This window comes from Dyadobacter sp. CY261, assembly GCF_021440085.1.
In the GTDB taxonomy this organism is placed as follows: domain Bacteria; phylum Bacteroidota; class Bacteroidia; order Cytophagales; family Spirosomataceae; genus Dyadobacter.
The window spans coordinates 209576-232163 of sequence record NZ_JAKCPW010000007.1; the positions used below are offsets into that span (position 1 = coordinate 209576).

Consider the following 22588-nt stretch of genomic DNA (forward strand, 5'->3'; position numbering starts at 1 on the left):
CTCACCAACAAAGTAACCATGTTCATTTATGTTACGCGCAGGGAAACATTTAACGCCGCGCACAGGATGTACCGGGAGGAATGGAGCGCCGAAAAAAATGAAGAAGTGTTCGGCAAGTGCGCCAACCAGAATTGGCATGGACACAACTTCACGCTTTTTGTGACAGTCAAAGGTGAAATCGATGACCAGAAAGGTTACCTGATCGATTTAAAGGAGCTAAAAGTGATTATCCACGAGTATGTGATCGAAAAGGTTGATCACAGAAACCTCAACCTGGACGTTGATTTTATGAAAGGTAAAATGGCCACCACCGAAATGCTGTGCGCGCAGATATTCTATCAGTTGAAAACGCCGGTGGAAAGTTATGACGGCGTGTTCCTGCATTCGGTGAGGCTGCATGAAACAGAAAATAATTCCGCGGAATACTTCGGACAGTAGCCATGGCCGGTCACGCATTGAGAAGGGTATATTCCACACCATTAATAGTAAAAAGAAAGAAGAGACAGCTTTAAGCCGTAATTCAAATACCATCATGTTTCTACAAAAGATTAAATCAGCAGAATCTGGCGTGATGCTTTACGGCATCACACCTCCCAAGGCCGGTACCGCCCCCGAACGCGTTGCGGAAATTGCACAGCGAACCGTCGATCGCTTGTCTTCCCTCGATATCGACGCGCTCGTGGTGTATGACGTGCAGGATGAATCGGCCAGGACCACAGAGGAGAGGCCGTTTCCGTTTATCAACGCCCTCGATCCTCTTGCCTTTGCGTCGGAGCATTTGGGTCAGCTGAATATTCCAAAAATCATTTACCGTCCTGCCGGCAAATTTTCTCCCACAGAGCTCACCGCGTGGCTGGAAGAACTGCATGGGCGACAATTCTACCCTGTTTTTGTAGGCGTGCCTGCCCCGGATTTTCCGGTCAAAACCAGTCTGCCGGAAGCATACCAGATCTGGGAAAAGCATCGTGATACGTCGGTTATCGGCGCGGTAACCATTCCCGAGCGGCACGAAGTCTTGAAGGACGAGGATGTCAGGATTCTCGACAAGATGAACTGCGGGGTGTCCTACTTCATCTCACAGTGTGTGTTTAACCTGGATTACGCGAAGCAGGTAGTTGAAGACCTTTATGCCAGCTGCCAAAGCAAACAAATTGCGCCACCGACTATCATATTTACAATCACCGCGTGCGGCTCCGAAAAGACGCTGGATTTTATGACCTGGTTGGGCATCCATATACCAGACCAGTTAAAGCAGGAGTTGAAAGCGGCAGAGGATATGCTGGAAAAATCGGTAGGCATTTGTCTTGAAATCGTCTCACAGCTTACCGCATTTTGCTTGGAACGCAATATTCCTTTCGGCTTCAACATTGAAAGTGTCGCCATTCGCAAAGCGGAGATCGAAGCTTCGATCGATATGGCGCGTGCAATTGGGGAAATTTTGAAAGAGAATGGATTGAGAAAGCCGTCAGAAAACTTGATCGAGCAGGTCGATCCTGAGCTCGGCTAGTTATCCGGGTCTGTAACTGGCAACGGTAGTGTGCAGCATCACTGCACCCCATCACTGTATTCGAGTATGTCTCCGGGCTGGCAGTCGGGTGCAGTTGCTGTATGTCCGGTATGCTCACGGCCTGATCAGATTGCCATTCGACCAGTTCTCACCCCAAAGCGAAAACAATACATCTTAACTAAAAACAAGGTCCCGCAAGTGCCTTTGGATTTTGAAACGACTGGCCTAATGCCGTACCGTTGGAAAACCCAAGACCTCGTCCAGCTTCTTCTTGGCATAATCCCAACCGCCGTGAACAACAAAAAAGTTCTTCGTTTCTGCGATTGAGCAAAGCAATGAGTGGTCAGAAATAACATGAAAATATTAATATACTAAGTCTATGGATTAATATAATTTTTAACTTTCTTTGAAATCAGCCAGGTCCGGCATGATTTCAAAAACTTATCCTATCCATCAATGAAGCGCAAAAACCTCTACCTTGTTATTACTTTTTTCCTCATTAATACTCTGACAGCCTGGGCGCAGCGCGATGGATCTCACAAGCTGCCCAAGGAGGAAACCGCACAAATTAATGCCGTGCTGGATGCCTACCTTTCAACCTTTAATGCCAAAGACCTGAAAGGTTGGGAGGGGACCTATCATTTTCCGCATTACCGGTTGGCCAGCGGCAAAATGTCGGTGCTGGAAAAGGCCGGGCTGCGCGACTCCGCCAAGGTATTCGGCCCGCTCATTAAGGCGGGTTGGGATTACAGCAAATGGGACCACCGGAACATCATCCAGGCTTCGGCCGATAAGGTGCACGTGGATACCAAATTTACACGTTACCGCAAGGATGGCAGTGCAGTGGGCTCATACGAAAGCTTGTACGTGCTCACCCGGGAAGATGGCCGCTGGGCGGTGAAATTGCGGTCGAGTTTTGCCGAGTAATGTTCCGGTTATATCCCTCCTTTAAGTAGTCAAATCATGAAAAAATTCCGCAAACCGCTTCTTGCAATCGCATTGATCCTGACCGCCCTGGCATTTTGGGCATTCTGGCCGCTGGGCAGCGACCGGTTCGAGATCCCACAGGATGAAGAGGCGATCAAAGCGAAAGAGATATTTCTGAAAGAGCCGATAAAAGACACCAGTCTGCGCAGGCCCAACATTATCGTTTTGGTAGCCGACGACCTGGGTAAGACAGACCTCCCGATTTATGGTAACCAAATCGTGGACGCGCCCAACATTACCGCGCTATCGCAGGAAGGTGCGCTGTTCAATGAAGCCTACGTGACCGCGCCGATCTGTTCGCCTTCACGCGCGGGACTTCTTACCGGCCGGTATCAGCAGCGGTTTGGTTACGAGCTGCAACCGGTAAACCGGTATCGTAGTAACCGTTTCATCAAATGGGCGGCCAACAATCTCATCGACCTTCAGGAGCTTGAATTTATCGACTACGACGAGGTGCCCAGCGAAAAGGCCATTGCGCAGCAAGGGTTGCCGGTGCAGGAAATCACGATCGCCGATCTATTAAAAAAGAACGGTTATCAAACAGGTATCGTCGGTAAATGGCATCAGGGATTCAGCGAGCAGTTTTTGCCGTTGCGTCGGGGATTCGACTACCATTATGGGTTTTATGAGGCCTATTCGTATTTCGATGACAGTACAAAAACGATTAACGTCCACCATCCGGGCGTGATGGACTCACATATATGGGAGACCGGTACCACCGGCGCGGCCGCCAAGCGCCGTAACGACAAGATCATCGAGGTGAAAGAATTTTATACCGATGCCCTGGCAAAAGAAGCGGTGCAGTATATTGAACAAAATAAAGACAAGCCATTTTTCCTGTATGTTCCTTTCAACGCGCCGCATACGCCATTTCAGGCTTATCAAAAGGATGTTGATCACTACCGGTCCAAGGGCGTAAACGACCTTAACAAGGCAGTTTATTATTCATTAATTACCGGATTGGACAAAGCAATCGGGGAAATTAACGACAAGGTAAAGGCACTGAACCTGGAAGAAAACACCCTGATCTTCTTTCTAAGCGATAATGGCGGCGCAACTTACACGCACGCGACCGACAACGCGCCCCTGCGCGGAGGCAAAATGTCTCTTTATGAAGGCGGCGTAAATGTGCCGTTCGTTTTGAAATGGAAGGGCAAGGTGAAGCCCGCAAGCGTGGTCGAAACGCCGGTAAGTTCGCTGGACATTTTCGCGACCGCCGCTGCGGTGTCTGCCTCGGAACTACCCAAAGACAGACGCTATGATGGCGTAGATCTGGTTTCTTATTTGAATACCGACGGAGGTCCAGCTCCCCACTCTGCATTGTGCTGGCGTTCCGGCGGCAACAAGGCGATTCGCAAAGGTGACTGGAAGTTGGTTATCAACCAAACAGACAAGATAACGGCACTGTTTAATCTCAAAAATGACAAGGCAGAACTACATAACCTCGCAGCGGCGAATGCAGCCAAGGTAGGCGAATTAAAAAAGGATCTCTCAGACTGGGAAAGCGGCCTTATCAAGCCGTTGTGGCCCGGTAATGGTTATTACAAGAATGTATTCGAAGGAAAGACCGACCGCTTTTCTTTATAGACGATACAGTTAATTAGCATATGGTTTTGAGCACACCCGGCCCGACAGAGATCCTTTCGCAGGAGGTGGCTGTACGGGCATGACCTACCTGGCAGCCGCTAATTGGGAGAATTAGGAAAGGCCTTCGATTTGTGACATAGGTCACGTAATGCCGCCTTTGTCATGCTATTCCTTTGTGTCAGAATTTAGATACGAAACAAAATGAAAAAGCAAATAATTTTAATGGCGGGCGCCCTCCGGGCGCTTAGCCTTCGGGTGGCAGCCGAATTCTTGATTACCACGGGTTTGCTGGCTGGCGCATTAGCGATAGCTGCCCCGGTAACCGCCCAGACCACCACGGTTGCGGATACAGCCATCCGTCCATATCAGGTGCATATTCCCAATGCGGAGCTCGCTGACCTCAAACATCGCATAGCCGCGACCAGGTGGCCTGACAAGGAATTAGTAAAAGACGAAACGCAGGGCGTGCAAAGCGCCACCATGAAGGCCCTTGCCGACTACTGGGCCACAAAATATGACTGGCGCAAAATTGAAACCAGGCTGAATGCCCTTCCCCAGTTCGTCACCAACATTGACGGCGTGGATATTCACTTTATCCATGTTCGTTCAAAGAACAGGAATGCATTACCGGTAATCATTACCCACGGTTGGCCGGGCTCTGTCATTGAACAGCTTAAAATCATCGGTCCGCTGACGGATCCCGTGCAATATGGCGGCAAAGCGGAAGATGCTTTTGATGTGGTGATTCCCTCAATACCTGGCCACGGTTTTTCTGGCAAGCCCTCCGATTTGGGATGGAACCCTGTGCGGGTGGCAAAAGCGTGGATAACGCTAATGAACCGGCTGGGTTACAAGGAGTACGTGGCACAGGGTGGCGACTGGGGTAATGCGATCTCCGAAAATATGGCGCTGATCGCCCCTCCCGGATTGCTCGGTATCCACACCAATATGGCAGCCGCTGTCCCTGCCGAAATTTCGAAAGCATTGGCTACCGGTACCTTGCCCGTCGGGCTTTCGGCAGATGAACGAAATGCCTATGCGCAACTGGATTTCTTTTACAAGAAAGGATTGGGCTATGCCAGTGAAATGAGCCTCCGGCCGCAAACCCTGTACGCCATTGATGATTCGCCAGTAGGCCTCGCCGCTTGGATGCTGGATCATGACGACCGGAGCTATAAACTCATTACGCGGGTATTTGCCGGAAAAGAGGAGGGTCTTACGCGGGATGATATCCTGGACAACATTACCTTGTACTGGCTTACCCGCACTGGCATTACTTCGGCCCGGTTATATTGGGAGGCTTCGCAGGGAGCTACGGGCGGCTTTTTCGATCCAAGAGGTTTGAAGATCCCCGTGGCCGTGAGTGCTTTTCCCGACGAGATTTATGCGGTGCCCCGCACTTGGGCGGAACGGGCTTATCCCAAACTGATCTATTTTAATAAGCTGAATAAAGGCGGGCATTTTGCGGCCTGGGAACAGCCAGAGGCTTTTACTGATGAATTACGCGCAGCGTTTCAATCACTTCGCGGAAAACAAGGATTATCCATCAAATGAGAAATTTAATATTCATCGCCTTGCTGTTGTTGCATTACAATGGCAAGGCTCAAAATCCGAAGACAATGAAAACGTCAAATGAAGATTCATTGATCATTTCACAAACATTGGAAAACGACTATTTCAATGGGATTTATACCGGCGATGTGGAACAGCTTCGTAGTATTTATCATCCTGGAACCCTGCTTTGGGGCGATGTAAAGGGACAACCTTATGCGAAAACGCTGCCGGAATACCTGGATGGTGTAGCGCATCGCCAGAGCCCAAAAGATTCGGGCAAACCATTCAAAGGAGAAGTGCTCAACATAAGGGTTACCAATTCCATTGCCGTGGCTGAGGTAAGGGTAAAAATGTATGATTTCCTTTATCATGAATACCTATCTTTTCATAAAATAGAAGGTAAATGGCTCTTGGTGAACAAGATGATCAGCGACGTGGTAGAGAATGCGGCGAGCCCGGCTGGTACTGACCGTTGAGTGATACGTGAAAGAAATGTCAGGAATTTTCGGATGACCTGGGGGACGACCTCCATCAGGTTGTCGCAGATGAAATTCCTGACATTCGCCATGCTAAACCTTATCGGCCCGGCCGTGCTCAATGCAAAAAGCACATTCGATTTATTGTTTTAAGCCATGCTGCCGATGCGCTTTTCAAACCCAGTTATTAGACGAGTAATCAACCAATAAAACCATTTCCAATATGCAACGCAGAAAATTTATCCAGTCCTCGCTGGCAGTTACCGCGGCGGCCGCATCCACAGCCAACACCGCATTAGCAGGCAGCAATCATCTGGCACAAAAGGAAGTATACGAATGGCGCGAATACGAAATGCGCTTCGGCGCTGATCAGACGCAACTGGAAAATTATTTCAAAACAGCCCTGATTCCTGCACTGAACAAGCATGGTGTAAAAACCGTGGGCGTTTTCAAGGAATGGCACCCGTCGGACCCGGCAAAAATCTATTTGCTGACACCATATTCTTCCATTGAAAGCTACTTTTCTATCAACCTCAAACTAAAAACCGACGCGGATTACATTAAAAACAGCGCCGCCTACAATAGCGTACCTGCGGGCAAAGCCTTGTACAGCCGCTTCACCTCCTCATTAATGGTTGCTTTCGATGGTTGGCCTTCATTGGTCGCCCCGGGAAAATCCAAGATATTTGAATTACGGACTTACGAAGGTTACAGTGAGGATGCCGTCAAAAGAAAGATCAAGATGTTCAATGACGGGGAGTATCCCATTTTCAAAAGAGCGAAATTGGATCCTGTGTTTTTCGGAGAGGTAATCGCCGGGGATAAGCTGCCTCGCCTTACCTACCTGATTGCATGCGACAATATGGAGGAACGCGATAAAGGGTGGGGCGCGTTTGTGGCTGATCCGGAATGGGAAAAGTTGGTCGGGGATGCGCAGTATGCGGATACGATTTCCAAGATCAGCAATGCGTTTTTGGTTGCGACGGAGTATTCGCAGGTATAAGGGCAGACGATCACGCTGGTAAAACAAAGTTTGCTGCCCTGGTCTAATGCCGGGGCAGCAAAAACTGCCTTACAAACCTAACCTATTGCTATTGTCCTTGCTTCACGCGGTGCACTTCGTCGGGAAGTAGCCCGTGAGCTTCTTTATGGGTTTTCACAACGTCGCTGCCGTCTTTGGCATTGGAGAGGCACATTACCGCTCCGGCTTTCTCATCGACCCAGTAGTTGATGAAGTTCACGCCGTACTTGCCCTGTGTGGCCAGGTCTTTTACATGGGCCTCTTCCACGGCCTTTGCGGTAACCTTGCCTGCCCCGAGGTAGTGGATATCCAGGTAGAGGTCGGCGCCAGCACCGGGTGCGGCTTCCACGCCATCGGACACTGCATGTACGAGGTCGGGTACCAGCCCGTGCGCTTCCTTATGCGTGTGGTACAACGAAGCGGAATCCGGGGATTGGGCCAGGCAGTATACTTTGCCTTCTTTCTCATCCACCCAGTATTTGATGAATTTAACGCCGTATTTGCCCTGCGTCTTCAGGTCCTTGGCGTGCGCCTCGGCTACGGCTTCGAACGTCACTTTTCCCGGTTCCAGGTTATGGACGTCCAGATAAAGATTTTGTTTTGCAGATTGATCCGGGTTGTCGATGACTTTGCTGGAATCGTTGCCGCAAGAAAAAGCAAAGGCGCTGAATGCCAGTGCAGAAAGGATCATTTTTTTCATAACTTTTAGATGATTTGTTTTCTGCAAAGTAAGCCTGTCGCGTCCGGGGCGTTCTGGATGCTTTTCCCTATTTTACGATCGGGAATTCCCTATTTTTCGGTCTTGTAGGGAAAAGAAAGTTCAGCTTTTGATAATTCCAAGCCGGTGCGCCTCCGAAATGGCCTTTCCTCTTGAATTCACGCCGAGTTTGAGAAAAATGGAAGAAATGTGATGGCCTACTGTTTTAACGGAAATAAAAAGTGAATCCGCAATTTCCTTGTATTGAAGGTTCCTGGCGAGCATTTGGAGGATATCCAGTTCGCGGTTCGTCAGCTGTGCGGGATTCCGCCGGGTAGCCTGTTGCATCCCGCGCGGAATTTGCTGGATTCCCTCGGCCTGCATTTGCTGTTTCATTTTTTCGTACACAGCCACCGCGCTCAAATCTTGCACGAGGATCAATGCCTGTTTCTTTTGTTTTTCTGTACCCTCAAATAGCATTTGTGCCTGCTGGTACGCGCACCCCGCCTGTTCCCAGAACAGTGCAGCCTCACTAATGGCAGCCGTTGTGGTTACATCAAATCCGGAAAATACCTGGGGAAGGTTCAAATGCTGATTTCTTGCTTTTTTTAGCCAAAATCGGAACTCGCTGCTATGAAAGCTATTGTCAGTCTGTTCAATCAGCCGGATTGCATTGGCGAGCGTTTCCTGTTCGATGAGGTTTTCGCCGGTGATCCATTCGTATTCCAGAAATGCGGTCAGTACCGGAATGATCCGTTGCGCTTCCTGCATCAGGAATGCGGTTGCCTTCATGTCCGCGAGCAAAGCCGGTGCGCCGGCTTCCCGTCTGCGCATTTTAACGGTGGCCAGTGCCGTCAATGCACTGATTTTTACGACCGGTGTTTGATGCTCATTTTCGAGCAGGCCGGTAGCAATCCGGTGGGCCTCGTCCCATTCGCCGGTTTCGAGGGCAAGCCGCGCTTTAAAAGACAGCATGTATTTCACCCACGAGTCCAGTTCGCGTTCCCGGCAGTAGGCAATACCTTTATCCAGCCATACACGTGCAGTGTCGTAGTCGCGGCTGATTACCTGGGTACTGCCCAAATTGGTGTAAGCCCGCGCTACGTGTTCGGGGTAGGCGTTTTTTAATGCGATTTCAAGACTGTTGTTCAATAGCTCCGAGCCTCTCAGGGACGTGTCCTTCTTGCCGAGCAAAACGGTGCCGACATTGTTTAGTGCATGGCAAAGTATTTCTTCATTATGCAGTTCCTGTGCCATCGCGATCGCATTCTCACCCCAGAATAAACAATCGTCGACCTCGTCGGAAAGCATTTTCAGTTGCGACATATTGCTGTACGTCGTTGCCTTTACAGCCGATACCGGTTGGCCTTCCAACGCATCGATCGCCTCAAAACCAAACTTTTCGGCCTGTTCGCGGTTGCCCTCAAACCACCACAGCCGCGAAAGAAACCGCAGGCTGTTGGCCATTTTCAAAAGGTCGTTTTTGTCTTTCCAGACAGCCAGTGCTTTTCCCTGATAAAGGATCGCATCTTTGATCTGGTTGGTCAGATAGCATTCATAAGCATAGGCTTCATACCATCGCACCAACATATCCATATCATTGCCCTGGTAGTATTCAATGGCCGACAAGTACAGCCTGGAAGCTTCAATATGGGCGCCGATTGTGGCTGCGCGGGCCGCTGCCACAGGCGCGTAATGCACCACGAGGTCGTGCGCATTCGCATTTTTTGCAAGGTGAATGATCCGCTCGATCTGCCCGCGTTCTTCAAAAACACCGCGGAAAGATTGCAATATCTGCTTGTTCAGGGCGATTCTTCGGAGAGGGGAAAGGGATTGTTCTATTGTCCGCCGGTATAATTCATGTTTAAAAACCAGGTTTCCCTTATCCAGATTCAGGATGCGGGATGACAACGAGTCCTCAATGGCCGGCTCGAACGCCGGGTCCAGATTGAGCAAATGATCAAATTCGAGCCCGGTAGGCATTACCGAAAGGATCTCCCAAACACGTTGGGTGCTTTCATTCTGTTTCAAATATACCGACAGAATGGAATCCTTGACCTTGTCGGGCACGCCGGGGCTGTAACTTGCCAGAATTTCGTTGACATAGAAAGGGTTACCTCCCGAAATGCCATGCACATCCTCTCCCCGGTGACCTTTTGCCTCCGCCAGCTTGTCGACCGCCTCCTTCGAGAGCGGGTACAATGGCAACCGGCTGTATGTTCCGGCAACCATCTCGCCGAGCACATTCCGGAGCGGATGCCGGGATGAAATCTCATTATCGCGATAAGTGAGCAGGAACAGGCACCTGGTCTGGGCAATGCGCCGGGAGAAGAATTTGACAAAATCCAGCGTCGCCTCGTCTGCCCAGTGAATATCTTCGAATACCACGATGGTCTGCTCCTTCGTCGCGGTTATGGCGTGAAAGAATTTCGTAAAAAGGTCGACGCGGTCTTCGGCTTTTTCCCTGCTTTGGTGCAGATCATAGCCCATTTGCATGGCGATGTCGTACAGCGGGGCCAGCGGGCGGGGAGAGAACAATGCGTCACAGGTACCGGTGAAGACTTTGTGCGTGGGACTATGCTCATGGTAAAAAGCCTTCGTCAGGGAAGTCTTCCCAATCCCGGCTTCCCCGCAGATCAACACGCAATGCCCTTCGCTTTCAGAAGCCTTCCGGAGTTGCGCCGTCAGAAAATCAAGTGAATCCGATCGCTCTACAAGTGTCATGGGTTTGCCGGTAAACAGGGCAAACTAACTGAGAAAAATCGACAAAATCAGTAGTTGAGGCGGGAGAAAAGTTGTTGACCGCAATCCGGTCCGGCAACATCCCAAGTCATCCTGATTAAATTTCGGTTGAGTCCCAAACCGCAAGCAGCAATCGGCGAGGTTATTTCTTATGTTACTTGGCATTACGATCACACCATAAAGAATGGGACGTCCGCAACTATACGCGGTATCAGTTCTAGTAATGGCAAGACGGAAAAAACATTCACGAGCAATTGTTCTATAACTACTTGGCTATTTTTTCTCGTACTCATACCGGGTCATGCCAAACTCGGCAAAACCAAATTGACGGGAATACCGGATTTCTTCGCGAAGGAGTTTTCCATAATACTTTCTCTTACTGGCGATGTTGTTTCCCATTAAAGTTTGAATTTGGTTTCCGGCAACATCCAGCGCGAAAGTTCGTCTGGACCTTTCATTCCCCTGCGCATCCTGATTAATTTCTGCGGAAGGCAACGTATTGTTGTCTTTATATTCGGCTACTGTAATCGATTCGGGAATGTTCTGATGGTTAGATCTTTCCGTTTTAATCTTCCGGTTCAGGGCGTCGTAAGTGTAGTTTTCGGTATATGAAAGTTCAGCGTAATACATGTACACTTGTAGTTTTATCACATTCCCCCGGCCGTCGTAAGCATATTTGTAATGATGATGTTTTCCCAATGACTCGGTCCATTTGTAAGTTTCGGAAAGTCTCCGATTAGTATAAACATAGTAAACCGATTGCTGCAATTCACCGCTGGCCCCGACGGCATCTTCTTGCACCAGCAGGCCGTCCTGATAGATATATTTGATTGTTCTTGATAACGTGAGACTGTTGACTACACCATCGAATATTTTCTGCGTGGCCATTAGCCCATTTTGGTAAGTATATGTTTTATAAGTAGATAGTAAATCAGGATTATCGATGAAGGATTCTCGTGTCAGATTTCCATTTGCATCGTAGATGAATTCTACAAATCCGTAAGGCTGTTCGGAATCCGATTTGCTGAAATTTAAAATCTTCGTCAACCGGTAATTATTTAAATTATAAATGCTAGTATCCCCAACATTGGGCCCGGGGACGCCTTCGAACGTCTCGATTTCTTTGTCTTTGCAGGACGTTATAATGGAGAGGATTATCAGGAAGTAGTATAGCTTTTTCACGGGAATGAAATTAGTTGTGATCTGGCTACATAGATAACAAAACAGGCAAAACAGTTGGAAACAAATTACATCACACGCCAATTCCCGTGAAAGCCCGGCCTCACCCATCACCCTTTCAGCAATTCTCTCTTCACGCATTGACACATCAATTCATCGAAATTCTGTATTTTTAAAAAATATTTCAATTAAACCGGCTTTTTTTAAATACTTTGTAAATATAGCCTTCCCGGATACGCACACCGCTTGAAGTTCCAGTACAAATAATTCCTCTTAGATGAAGCAGTTAGTGAAGCATGTTATCGCAGCGGGCCTGATCGGTTTGGTGGCAAACCATTCGATACATGCACAAGCCAGACCCTTAACCGGTTATGTCAATCCATTCATCGGCTCAGAAGAGCACGGGCATGTTTTCGTGGGTGCGAATGTGCCGTTTGGCGCTGTACAGCTTGGGCCAACCCAGATAGGACGCAGCTGGGATGAGTTCAACGGCTGGGACTGGTGTTCGGGTTACAATTACATCAGCCAGGAAATACTGGGTTTTACGCATACGCACCTGAGCGGGACGGGTATCGGCGACCTCAACGACATCATGATCGTTCCAGCGAATGGGCCGTTGCAACTGCGTCCGATGCAGTTTGAAAAGCCTGAAACAGGATACGGTTCGCTGTTTTCCAAAAAATCGGAAGTGTGCCATCCCGGGTTTTATCAGGTACATTTAGATAAATACGGGGTAGACGCAAAACTGACCGCCACCGAGCGGGTTGGCATTCATCAATATCATTACAATAAGACCGAAAATGCCCATATTCTGGTAGATCTCGGCTTTGCCATGAACTGGGACAGTCCCGTCAAGACCTTTATCAGGCAGGTCAACGACTCTACTTTCACCGGCTACCGTTTTTCAACCGGTTGGTCCAAAGATCAGCGACTGTATTTTGCCATCCGGACATCGCAGCCCATTCTGAAAGCCGCATTTTACAACGATAGCACGCTCCAAAGCGGCCGGGAAGTCGAAAGCAAACGCGCCAGGGCAGCCTTGTATTTCGACGCCGCAAGCAACCCGGATATGGTTTTAAAAGTGGCGCTATCCCCGATAAGCGAGGAAAATGCGTTGGCGAATATGAATGCGGAAGCTCCGTCAGGCAGCTTTGACGCTTTTCGCCTCCGGGCGGACCAGGTTTGGGAGAAAACGCTGGGTGCTATCGAAGTGGAAACAAAAAACGACACCGACAAGGAAATCTTTTACACGTCCCTCTACCATATGTTCCTGGGACCGACATTGTTCAACGACGCCAATAACGACTATCTCGGAACCGACAAGAAGGTATACAAAAATGCCCCTTTCAAGAACTACACCACCATGTCGTTATGGGACATTTACCGGGGATGGGGCCCGTTTATGTCGATCGTCCGGCCAAGCCTGGTGAAGGACATTACGGCATCCATGCTGGCGATTCACCAGCAGCAGGGGCGTCTTCCGGTATGGCCGCTCGTGGGCAGTGAAACGGATTGTATGGTGGGCAATCCGGCCATTATTATCCTGGCGGACGCCTTTGGAAAGGGGATCATTCCGGCCGATCAGCGCGAGCTGGTTTATCAGGCGATGAAGCACACGGCCCTGAGGGATTCCATGGGGCTCGAATACCTGAAAAAACTCAGCTACATACCGGCCGACAAAATGCACGAGTCCGTTGCCTGGGCGATGGAATATGCCATAGCCGACGCAGGTGTTGCCAGGGTAGCCTCGGCATTGGGAAAAAAAGCGGACGCGGAATATTTCACAAAAAGAAGTCAGTTGTACAAGCTTTATTACGATAAGCAGACCGGCTTTTTCAACGGCCGCTTTGCAGACGGGAAATTCCGCAGGCCTTTCGATCCATTGTATTCGGTGCCTGTGACTTCCGATTATACGGAGGGTAATGCATGGCAGTACCTCTTCCTGGTGCCACAGGATGTAAACGGGTTAATTACCCTGCTCGGTGGTCAGAAAGCCTTCAAAACGCGGTTGGATAGCCTGTTTACCATATCTTCCAAATTGCACGAGGGCACCGCGCCTGACATTTCCGGCCTGATCGGACAGTATGCGCACGGCAACGAGCCCAGCCACCATATTACCTATCTGTATAACTACCTGGGAGAGCCCTGGAAAACTGCCGACCTGGTCCGTGAAGTGATCGGGAAATTCTACAAAGCCAGTCCGGACGGCCTGGCCGGCAACGAGGACGTCGGGCAGATGAGCGCCTGGTACGCTTTCAGTGCATTGGGAATGTACTCTGTTAATCCGATGGAGGGAAAATATTTTTTCGGCTCGCCCTTGTTCGATTCGGCTAAACTTCACCTCGAAAACGGAAAGACGTTTGCGATCAAAACCAATAATAACAGTGCCGGGAATAAATACATCCAAAAAATAGAATATAACGGAAAACCTTACCCTTACACCTACATCCTGCACAAAGACGTGATCGCAGGCGGTGAACTGGTATTCTATATGGGTGCGGCCCCGGGTAAAACGTATGGTGTGAGCCCTTCCAGCCGCTAGCGGGAGGTTGGTGGGAGCCTCCTGCCACAGCGGGGGCGGCCTCAACCACCCAAGTTAATCTCTACCGAAAACACCGCACTCCTTCCATCCGAAGGCCAGATTCCCGGGCCGGGGTAGAATACCGGTCTTTTGGTAAAATAGTGGTTGTTCAAAAGGTTATTGACGCTCATTCTCGCAGAAATGGCCGGGCTGATCTGCCAGCTGGCATTCAGATCCCACAAACTATATGCGGGTACCGGACCTTTTGCACCTGTGGGCTGTGCGACGGGTGTGTTCAGGGCATCGGAGAAGGTTTGGCTCACGTAGCTGTATTGTACCGTCAGCCTGATAGTTCTGAATGCGGCTGTCACTCCGTTGCGGCTGGTCCAGTCGGGCGCCGATTCCACTTTATTGCCGTCAATGGATTTGTTGTCCGCTCCGGCGGAAATACGGGCGTTGCGATAGCGGGCGTCCATATGCGAGGTCGAAGAAAACCAGGTCATCCGGAACTTGCCGACATTCAAAAGCGGGCCTTCGACCAGGGCTTCCACACCCATGTGCCTGCTGTCGCCCACGTTGGTCCTGAGAATATAGGTGTCGCCATTTTCCCCGTTCATCACCAGGCTGCCCATGCGGTTGCGGTACATCAGGTCAAACAGCCCGATATTGAAATAGAAACCCCGCCATTTTCCCTTAAAACCAAATTCCGCATTATAACCCGATGCATCTTTGAGGTTATCGGCCACCTTTTCATAAACGCTAGCCGGGATAATATCTTTGAACAAAACAGGCCGGTAAGCCTGCGACCAGCCGCCATAAAGCTGCACTTCGTCGCCCAGGTTATATTGGCCATTTATTCCCAGCAATACAAAACGGTGCCGGATCTTGTTCGGAACATTTTCCGGCCTGTAATAGCTGATCCTGCCCGACATCCTGGTCGTACCGCTCTCAATACGCAAGCCTGGCGAAACGATTACTCGCGAGGTAAGCCTAAACTGGTTTTCGATAGAAATGGAGGCATTTTCAGTCTTGTAATGTAAATCCCTTGCAAACGGTTTGGTTAAGGTGAGGTCATAATCGGAGCCGGTGGTTCCCTGCCCGAGCTGCCGGCGATGCAAATCGTTGCGCATGACCTGAAACCCGGCCGCAAGCGTGGACGGAATTTGGAACAGGCTGTATTTATAAAGCAACCGCACTTCCGAAGTCAGGCTTTTAAAACCGTCCATATCGACCTGCCGCGGCTTGAACTGTCCGGTTTGTGGATTAATGGTGTCTCTGATATTGGCGAGGGCATCAAATTGGACGCTACTTCGCGTTCCGAATACTGCCGAATTCACGATCGCCAGCTGAGTGCGGTCCGAGATTTTCCAATCGAGCTGAATGGAGGGTACCCAAATATCGGGATGGAAGTAATTTCGCTCGCGTGTGGCCTGCTTTGGGTTTTGATGAAACATGGAATCCGTAAGCGGTCCCGGGATCTTGTAAGTGTAGGCCGATCGGCCAACTTCGGCCTTCAATGCCAGTCTTTGGGTGGCCTGATAACGCAAGCTGGCAAACTGCGCATTCGCATCGGAGCGGCTGCCCTCGCGGTAACCTGCCGAATGCCGGTTGTAATGGTAAATGTAATAAGTCCACTTGCCAACCCGGCCTCCTAATGCATTGTAAGAACTCAGCAACCCGTACGTACCGGCCGAATTGATGCTTTGAAAACTGATTTTCCGGGTAGTATCGGGCTGTTTGGTCACATAATTGACCATACCGCCAAACTGCGCGCCATATTGCAACGATGCCGTGCCGCGTACGACTTCGATTTGCGAGATGCTCTCCATGGGTGCCGAATAGTGGCTCGCAGGGTAGCCATACATGTCCGAATTAGTGATCACACCGTTCTGCCGTACATTCAGCTCCCACGAGCGGTGTGGGTCGAGGCCGCGCGTGGCGATGTTGAGCTGATTGCCCGTGCCATCCATATCGTATACGAACACGCCCGGTATCCGCGCGAAGAGTTGCCGGCCATTTTTTTCTGCGATGTTTGCATCAATGTCGCCCAGCCGGACAACCTCGCTGCGCTTCCCGGCGAATAAATAGGTTCCCTTTACTTCCGGAAGGGACTCGCTCAAACGGCTGCGGTAATCGGTGACGTTCAGCTCACGGAGCAAATGCACACGTTGCTTGCCGGCGTTTGCAGTGTCTGTTTGTGCCATGAGGTCGATGGAACCCAGTGTGCAGGCGATCCATGCCAGGTAAACCGGCAGGTTTATGATAAAAGGGATAATTTGTTTCATGTTAAATCCGATAAGGGTTTGCGGGAGCATGCTCGCCCCCGCAAACGGGAAATTATCTGGCTTGCGGCTGCAAGTGGTTTTTCAAAATCCAGCCGCCAATGTCGCTCCCCAAACTGAGGCCTGCCTCGCAGGAAAAGCGGAAATGAAGCCCGGCCATCACGCGCGAATCGGCATTCTCCTTTGCGGCCTGGCTAAAACTTTCAAAAGTTCTTGTAGGCTTGGCCGGTTCGGCGGTGGTGGAACTCATCGTGAATGAAACCTTGTCGCCAAGAATGCCCGCCAGAACGGTTGCTGCGGCATTACCGAGCGCGCTGTGCGTGGATGGGTAATCCTGCACGGGTGGAGTGGCCATCAGCGGTTCCCAGGTTTTGTTTGGACTGGTTGCATTATTCCCGTCGTTTTCAGCCTCACGGATAGCAGTATACGGACGCCAGAAATTGTAATGGAATTTTGAATCCCAACCAGCCGTGTACGAATCGGCCAGGGCCATATTCAGCAATGCGAACAGCCGTGCGGTACCAATCAGGTCGAGGTCTTGTTTGATGACAGCAACCCTGGCGACGCGGTTCCAGCCGATCTCTGAAAACTCATACCAGAATTTGGCGTAGGAAGTTTGTTCCACCGACCGGTTCTTGCTGGCAAGGTCGCCCATTTTCTTCACTTCTTCCAGCCCATCTGCGTAGGCCTTGCTGGTCAGCGCGGGTTGTGGGGCAACACGGAACTGGTCTGCCTTAGTTAACCCGAACGGCTTCATGGTTTTCCAGAAAGGCGCAAAAATAAAGCTCATAGGCGGCACACCCTGGAAAATCCCCGGCACCGTCGAAGGCTCTACAGGCGCGATCGGGTCCTGTAATTCACCATCATTTTTACGCAAACCGATAATCCCAGCCGCGGCTTCCTTGCCGAGGGCTTTTCCACGGGCAAGTTTATCGGTATCCTTCACGGTCGCGAGGGAAACCGTCAGTGCGGAATCGAGCATGGTCTTTTTGTCGGGAAACGAAACCAGCAGCACATCGTATGCCGCTGTGGCGGCTGCGGCGATCGGGTCGGCTGCGGCGTCGCGGGTTTGTAATGCGTAAGTTTTAAAAGCGGGGGCAACGCCATTCAAGGCGTCATGCATCGCCAGATGCACCATGGCATTTACGCGGGATGCTACCAGCGAGTGCTGGTAAGTGGCACCGCCCATTGCATTGAATGCTACCTGGTTCCAATCCAGAATAACCTTATTGGAATATTCCTTTAAAAAAGGAACGTTGTCGTCCGGGTCTACGCCGTTGGAACGGTTGCAGGCTGCGAAGAATGATACTAGTGTTAAAATGGCTAATAATCGTAAATTTTTCATTGTATTATGGTTTTGTTTTAAATGTGGCAAATGGATTGGACGCACGTTTTGTGCGGTTTCGGATAAAAACTCGGGTGCTTAAAATGTATTATTTCGGGAGACAGCCGTTGCAGCCTTGTTAGTGGCGTAGCGCCCGGAACTCCGCTGGTTTCACAGCAATGTCGCCGCTACCTAGCACTTCTGTGAAACGGATCACCGGTACTGGTATTTCCTCTTGTATATCATCAGATTCACAGGATGATAGCTGCGCAGGAGCTCCCGGCAGGAAGCCGAATCGTTTTAGATTTTTCATGACTAATAAATTTTTGTTGTTTGACTGCCCCAAAATTATAGCGGCGAAATGCACAATGCAGCAGCCGGTTTTCGGGAACGGACGAAATGCCGGAAACGGCTCATCAAACCGGGGTCTGGATGTATGAATTCCTATCGGTGCTTTTTCGTATTTACCGCTTAATAAGTTCATTATCAGTTGAGAAAAGTATTGCAGGAAAATGGAGAATGGAAAATTTAGGGTGAATACTGACCCAAGGTCTGCGGGCGGTATAATGCCCTTGGAAGACACACCGGAAAAGAGGTGCGCTCAACTTTTAACCCGCGAAATCGCAACTTGGAACGGTCAATCGGGGGTTTGGCGCGGTTGGGACCCGGGGGGCTTGGTGGAGCTTCTTTTTTTGGTAACTTAGTGCCACACAAGATTTTACGTCCATGGCCCGGCGACATTACCTGCGGAAGGTTTTTCCTGTCTTTTTGATGATCATTCTTCCAATGATCGCTTGTGCGCACAAACTCGCGCAACAGCATTATACGATTGCCGACGGACTGGATAATGTCAGGGTTTACTTTTTACAACCTGATAACGCAAGCCGCATTTGGGTAGCAACCGATTGGGGGCTGGATTTTTTTGACCAGGAACAGCAGCTGATCGCTTCCGCGAAGTTGCCGAAATTGCCCAAGGGACTCATTAATGACCTGGCTGTCGGCCCGGATGGGACGATATGGGTGGCCGGGAATAAGCTGTACAAGTTGAAAATGTCGGCAGACCTCAAACTGCACGTCGATACCACGGTGGTCGGTTATGCGCCACATTACAATAGGGTTGGGACCTCTTTTCTGACCGTCGATCATCAAAACCGCGCCTGGTTTGCCGGCCTGCCCGATTCGCCTTTTACCGAAAACGGCATTTCCTGCTTGCAGGGAGACAAAGTGCAGGACATGACTAGCCGGATGTTCGCCGGCCGCAAACCGGAGATCGTGGATATGCGTGCCGACTGGGCCGGAAAACGTTTGCTGGTTGTGACCAAAGACGGGCGGCTCTGGCAATGGAAAGATGAAAAAATGTCTTTAATAGCAATCGAAGGAACCGTTAGGCGAATCTTGCAAAGCCCTTCCGGTCAGCTTTTCGCATTGACCAACTCGGCCGCTTTCCGGCTTAAACCGGAGGGTGTTGAGTTAGTGGTCAGCATTCCGGCAGATATCCGCAAAATGGAAGTATTCGCAATCAGCGACAAACTCGAAATCGCATTTCCAGGAGAGGATGGCCATATATGCTGGTACGATGGCGACGACGTTTTCAATTCCGGCGTCAAAACGGCGACTGTACGCAGTATGATTTTTGACAAAAACGGTGACCTCTGGGCCGGGACCATCAATGGTATCAACCGCATTATCCGTGGCGGCTGGCGCTATTTCGATCATTCCGTGGGGCTACCCGAGGAAACCGTGTCGGTAACCGAAGACCGGAACGGCACGATGTGGTTCGCGTCTCGCGGCCAGGGGCTGAGCAGGCTCGTAAACGGGACGATTGTTGCGGACAGCACCTATTTTGGCACCTTTCCGGTCAAAGATTTTATCGCCGCTACCAACCGCGACGCAGACGGGAACCTGATCTTTTCCTCGGTAGGGGGTAAAGGATTGCTCTGGTTTGACGGTCAAAATTACCGCAAGCTGCCCGCCAGTGAGACAGGTAACAATATCCGGGGTTTTTACGACGACGTAGCCAATAACCGTTACCTGTTTGCATGCAGCAAAATGCTGCTGATTTACAACCGGCGCACATTAGCGCTCGTTGGCCGGATGGCGCTTCCTTCGACGGGTTATTATGACATTGAGAAGGACCGCTTCGGCCGGTTTTGGATTGCAGGGCAAAACAGCTGCGTGATCTGGGACGGCAAGTCTGCGAAGTTCGAAACGATGCATTATGCCGCGCAGCAGTTTTCTTCCTGGATGGTTTTTGACCTTCACCGCGATGCACGCGGCAATATGTGGCTCGCTACCGATGAAGGATTGTGGATTTACGATTACAAGCACTTCCGGCGCGTAGCTGGTTCGCATTTGAGAAGGGTTATCAATTTTTGCCAGCCTCTTGGCGGATCGTACCTGCTCCTCGGGGCTATTGAGGGATTGTATGTGCTGGATCTGGACAAATATTATCGGAATGGGGAGGAATGGATCAGCTGGTTTGACCATAAAAATGGCTATGAAGGGCAAAGCGTATCGCACGCCTGCTTTCGGGATAATTGCGGAAGATGGTGGATGGCGACACACGACAGGCTGATGATGATTCCCGAAAACGACCTCTTAAACCTTCTGAACCGCGTTCCTACGGGTATCAGGGCGTTCCGGGATGTGCAGTCGGCCAGCGTTTACCGACCAGGAAACGGCCCGCTCAGACTGAGCCCCTATTTAAAAGACCTGGAAATACAATTGCTCGAACCGAATCACCAGAACTTGCTGGCCAATTCGGTTTACACCTACAAAATTGAGCGGCTCGACAACCCTGACCCTAAGCTGGAATGGTCGGACCCGGTGCAGCGGAGCAGTATTCCATTGAAAAACCTCTCGGACGGTAAATACCGGATCACGCTGAAAGTGCTGCGCGCTAATGGCATGTGGAACACAAAAGATATCGTGCAGGAATTTGAAATAGCGCCTTTCTGGTATGCGACAATGTGGTTTCGAACGCTACTTGCATTGGCTATTGCAGGTTGTATTTTCTATTTCATTCTCAGGGAGGTACAGAAACAGGCGCGTCGCCAGCAGGAGATCCTGCGTGCCAAGCAACGGGTTACAGAGCTGGAACTGGAAGCATCGGAGCAGCGGAATGTCGAAGCGGGCATGAGCCGTGAGCTGGCCGAAGCCGGGCGCGAGCGCGCATTGCTGGAAATGAGGGCGATCACCAATCAGATCGATCCGCACTTCGTATCTAATTTCCTGACCGCCGTGCAATCCATGCTTTACAAGAATGAGTCCGAAAAAGTCGTGCATTACCTGGCCAAGTTCGGGAGTATTTTCAGGCATAAGCTGTTGAGCGGCAGTCAGGTTTTCTGGACTTTGGGAGAAGAAATGGATTTCGTCGGCAACTATCTCGAGCTGGAAAAAGTGCGTTTCCGGCATCGCATCCAGTCAGAGACGGAAGTGGACGTCAATGTGCCGATGGACACCATCATCCCGAAGATGCTGATCCAGGGGTACGTTTCGAACGCGATCAAACATGGGCTGGAAAACAAGCCCGAGGGGGGTACGGTGCATATCGGCATAGCAGTAGCGGGAAGCCGGTTGCACATCACGGTAAAGGACGACGGCGTGGGCCTTGAAAATGCGAAGAAGTACAACCGCAGGTCCACCGGTAGGGGCCTGGCGATCAACGAAGCGCTTTTCGACCAGCTAAATCAATACAATATTCCCCAAAGTTACCAAGTACATTCCGACCGCCGGGAGGCTGGCGAAGACGGAGTTTGCGCAGAAGCATTTCTGCCGCTGTATCCGATACTGCCACCGGAGGAACTGGTAGCAGTTACCAATGATCAGTCACTCAATTAAATGATGAATACGAAACAATTAGTTGCGAAAGTCGCCATTATCGACGATGAATTTTTTGTAAGGGAAACACTGGTGAGCATGCTGGCCGGTATTCCGAATGCCGTCGTCGTGGGCGAAGCAGAGGACGTCGGCAGCGGCATCGAACTGATCCTGGAAAAAGAGCCGGATCTAATTTTGCTCGACATTAAAATGCCGGTCCGAAGCGGTTTTGACCTGCTCGAAGAATTGACAAACAGGCAGCGATCCTATGGTTTGATTTTTGTTTCGGGCTATCCCGATGAAGCATTGACGGCCGTTCAAAAAGCGGCTCCCTATTTCCATTCCGACTTCGTAGTGAAGCCGATCGATCCCGAGATGCTGCAACAGAAGTTTTCGATCTTCTTTAACAAATGGCAAGCCGCAAAGGAGCAGGAGAATGAACTTTCCGGCTTACTGGAAACGGGTATTCAAGCCAGTTACAAGGCCAACCATCTCGTCTTTCAGAACTCCCAGCTTTTTCATTGCATCGATATTGATGACATTTTGTATTGTGAATCGGCTAACCGGCAGATCAACGTTTATTGTACACAGTTCGAGCATATCAATGTCCCCAATACAACGCTTGATGCGATCGAAAAGCTGCTTCCCGACGACCGGTTTTTGCGCATTGGCAAGAGCCATATCCTGAACAGGTCGGCGATACGGTTTATTCAGAAGGGAAGCAGGCCGGTTTGTATTCTGGCGCTCAATGGGAAGCGATATGAAGTGCAGCTTTACGCAAGTAATGTGGAGAAAGTAGAGCAGAGCTATTTTTTATAATGCATTAGTTGATCCCATCGCTGGAAGCAAATCGTAAGAAATTACATCGGAAAATTTTGAAGTAGAGCTACGG

The 22588-nt window shown here is 50.3% G+C and carries 16 protein-coding genes; 10 read left to right on the plus strand and 6 right to left on the minus strand.

The window, feature by feature from the left end:
• Positions 1-18 precede the first annotated feature (18 nt).
• From LZD49_RS20465 to LZD49_RS20495, 7 genes are all read left to right on the plus strand, one after another.
• Entirely contained in the window at positions 19-438 is a 420-nt protein-coding gene (locus LZD49_RS20465) for a 6-carboxytetrahydropterin synthase (RefSeq protein ID WP_234669446.1), read from the plus strand.
• Entirely contained in the window at positions 398-1507 is a 1110-nt protein-coding gene (locus LZD49_RS20470; RefSeq protein ID WP_234669448.1) for a methylenetetrahydrofolate reductase, read from the plus strand. Before LZD49_RS20465 ends, LZD49_RS20470 begins: the two co-directional genes overlap by 41 nt.
• A 456-nt stretch (positions 1508-1963) precedes the next feature.
• Positions 1964-2434: a hypothetical protein gene (locus LZD49_RS20475; RefSeq protein ID WP_234669449.1), complete on the plus strand. Its 471-nt coding sequence runs from the start codon at positions 1964-1966 to the stop codon at positions 2432-2434.
• A gap of 36 nt (positions 2435-2470) precedes the next feature.
• The gene (locus LZD49_RS20480; protein ID WP_234669450.1) at positions 2471-4081 is read left to right on the plus strand and encodes a sulfatase-like hydrolase/transferase; all 1611 of its coding nucleotides are present in this window, start codon (positions 2471-2473) and stop codon (positions 4079-4081) included.
• Between the two features lie 201 nt (positions 4082-4282).
• Complete coding sequence (locus tag LZD49_RS20485) at positions 4283-5635, plus strand: epoxide hydrolase family protein (protein WP_234669452.1); 1353 nt, start codon at positions 4283-4285, stop codon at positions 5633-5635.
• A gap of 65 nt (positions 5636-5700) precedes the next feature.
• Positions 5701-6111, plus strand: coding sequence for a nuclear transport factor 2 family protein (locus LZD49_RS20490; protein WP_234669454.1), 411 nt, complete (start codon positions 5701-5703; stop codon positions 6109-6111).
• A gap of 223 nt (positions 6112-6334) precedes the next feature.
• On the plus strand, positions 6335-7114 hold the full coding sequence (locus LZD49_RS20495; RefSeq protein WP_234669456.1) for an NIPSNAP family protein: 780 nt from the start codon (positions 6335-6337) through the stop codon (positions 7112-7114).
• Between the two features lie 88 nt (positions 7115-7202).
• On the opposite strand, the gene LZD49_RS20500 is transcribed toward LZD49_RS20495, so the two are convergent.
• The 3 genes from LZD49_RS20500 to LZD49_RS20515 form a co-directional block, all read right to left on the minus strand.
• On the minus strand, positions 7203-7832 hold the full coding sequence (locus tag LZD49_RS20500; protein WP_234669457.1) for a DUF4242 domain-containing protein: 630 nt from the start codon (positions 7830-7832) through the stop codon (positions 7203-7205).
• A 120-nt stretch (positions 7833-7952) separates the two neighbouring features.
• The gene (locus tag LZD49_RS35720) at positions 7953-10553 is read right to left on the minus strand and encodes an AAA family ATPase (protein WP_304488712.1); all 2601 of its coding nucleotides are present in this window, start codon (positions 10551-10553) and stop codon (positions 7953-7955) included.
• 291 nt (positions 10554-10844) lie between these two features.
• Complete coding sequence (locus LZD49_RS20515; RefSeq protein ID WP_234669459.1) at positions 10845-11753, minus strand: hypothetical protein; 909 nt, start codon at positions 11751-11753, stop codon at positions 10845-10847.
• 274 nt (positions 11754-12027) lie between these two features.
• On the opposite strand from LZD49_RS20515, the gene LZD49_RS20520 reads away from it, so the two are divergent.
• Positions 12028-14292, plus strand: coding sequence for a GH92 family glycosyl hydrolase (locus LZD49_RS20520; RefSeq protein ID WP_234669460.1), 2265 nt, complete (start codon positions 12028-12030; stop codon positions 14290-14292).
• Between the two features lie 41 nt (positions 14293-14333).
• Here the strand turns inward: LZD49_RS20520 and LZD49_RS20525 are convergent, their stop codons facing one another.
• The 3 genes from LZD49_RS20525 to LZD49_RS20535 all read right to left on the minus strand — a co-directional run bounded on the left by LZD49_RS20525 (position 14334) and on the right by LZD49_RS20535 (position 18190).
• Positions 14334-16556: a TonB-dependent receptor domain-containing protein gene (locus tag LZD49_RS20525; protein WP_234669462.1), complete on the minus strand. Its 2223-nt coding sequence runs from the start codon at positions 16554-16556 to the stop codon at positions 14334-14336.
• A 52-nt stretch (positions 16557-16608) separates the two neighbouring features.
• Complete coding sequence (locus tag LZD49_RS20530) at positions 16609-17898, minus strand: vanadium-dependent haloperoxidase (protein ID WP_234669463.1); 1290 nt, start codon at positions 17896-17898, stop codon at positions 16609-16611.
• Positions 17899-18016: 118 nt separating this feature from the next.
• On the minus strand, positions 18017-18190 hold the full coding sequence (locus LZD49_RS20535) for a hypothetical protein (protein WP_234669465.1): 174 nt from the start codon (positions 18188-18190) through the stop codon (positions 18017-18019).
• Between the two features lie 413 nt (positions 18191-18603).
• Here LZD49_RS20535 and LZD49_RS20540 point away from each other — a divergent pair, with 413 nt between their 5' ends.
• Entirely contained in the window at positions 18604-21717 is a 3114-nt protein-coding gene (locus LZD49_RS20540) for a histidine kinase (RefSeq protein WP_234669467.1), read from the plus strand.
• The gene (locus LZD49_RS20545) at positions 21718-22515 is read left to right on the plus strand and encodes a LytTR family DNA-binding domain-containing protein (protein ID WP_234669468.1); all 798 of its coding nucleotides are present in this window, start codon (positions 21718-21720) and stop codon (positions 22513-22515) included.
• Positions 22516-22588: the final 73 nt, after the last annotated feature.

Coding starts and splice junctions, on each gene's coding strand:
- LZD49_RS20495 (WP_234669456.1), top strand. CDS start 6,335: ATGCAACGCAGAAAATTTATCCAGTCCTCGCTGGCAGTTACCGCGGCG.
- LZD49_RS20545 (WP_234669468.1), top strand. CDS start 21,718: ATGATGAATACGAAACAATTAGTTGCGAAAGTCGCCATTATCGACGAT.
- LZD49_RS20535 (WP_234669465.1), bottom strand. CDS start 18,190: ATGAAAAATCTAAAACGATTCGGCTTCCTGCCGGGAGCTCCTGCGCAG.
- LZD49_RS20470 (WP_234669448.1), top strand. CDS start 398: ATGAAACAGAAAATAATTCCGCGGAATACTTCGGACAGTAGCCATGGC.
- LZD49_RS20485 (WP_234669452.1), top strand. CDS start 4,283: ATGAAAAAGCAAATAATTTTAATGGCGGGCGCCCTCCGGGCGCTTAGC.
- LZD49_RS20500 (WP_234669457.1), bottom strand. CDS start 7,832: ATGAAAAAAATGATCCTTTCTGCACTGGCATTCAGCGCCTTTGCTTTT.
- LZD49_RS20480 (WP_234669450.1), top strand. CDS start 2,471: ATGAAAAAATTCCGCAAACCGCTTCTTGCAATCGCATTGATCCTGACC.
- LZD49_RS20540 (WP_234669467.1), top strand. CDS start 18,604: ATGGCCCGGCGACATTACCTGCGGAAGGTTTTTCCTGTCTTTTTGATG.
- LZD49_RS20475 (WP_234669449.1), top strand. CDS start 1,964: ATGAAGCGCAAAAACCTCTACCTTGTTATTACTTTTTTCCTCATTAAT.
- LZD49_RS20525 (WP_234669462.1), bottom strand. CDS start 16,556: ATGAAACAAATTATCCCTTTTATCATAAACCTGCCGGTTTACCTGGCA.
- LZD49_RS20520 (WP_234669460.1), top strand. CDS start 12,028: ATGAAGCAGTTAGTGAAGCATGTTATCGCAGCGGGCCTGATCGGTTTG.
- LZD49_RS35720 (WP_304488712.1), bottom strand. CDS start 10,553: ATGACACTTGTAGAGCGATCGGATTCACTTGATTTTCTGACGGCGCAA.
- LZD49_RS20465 (WP_234669446.1), top strand. CDS start 19: ATGTTCATTTATGTTACGCGCAGGGAAACATTTAACGCCGCGCACAGG.
- LZD49_RS20490 (WP_234669454.1), top strand. CDS start 5,701: ATGAAAACGTCAAATGAAGATTCATTGATCATTTCACAAACATTGGAA.
- LZD49_RS20530 (WP_234669463.1), bottom strand. CDS start 17,898: ATGAAAAATTTACGATTATTAGCCATTTTAACACTAGTATCATTCTTC.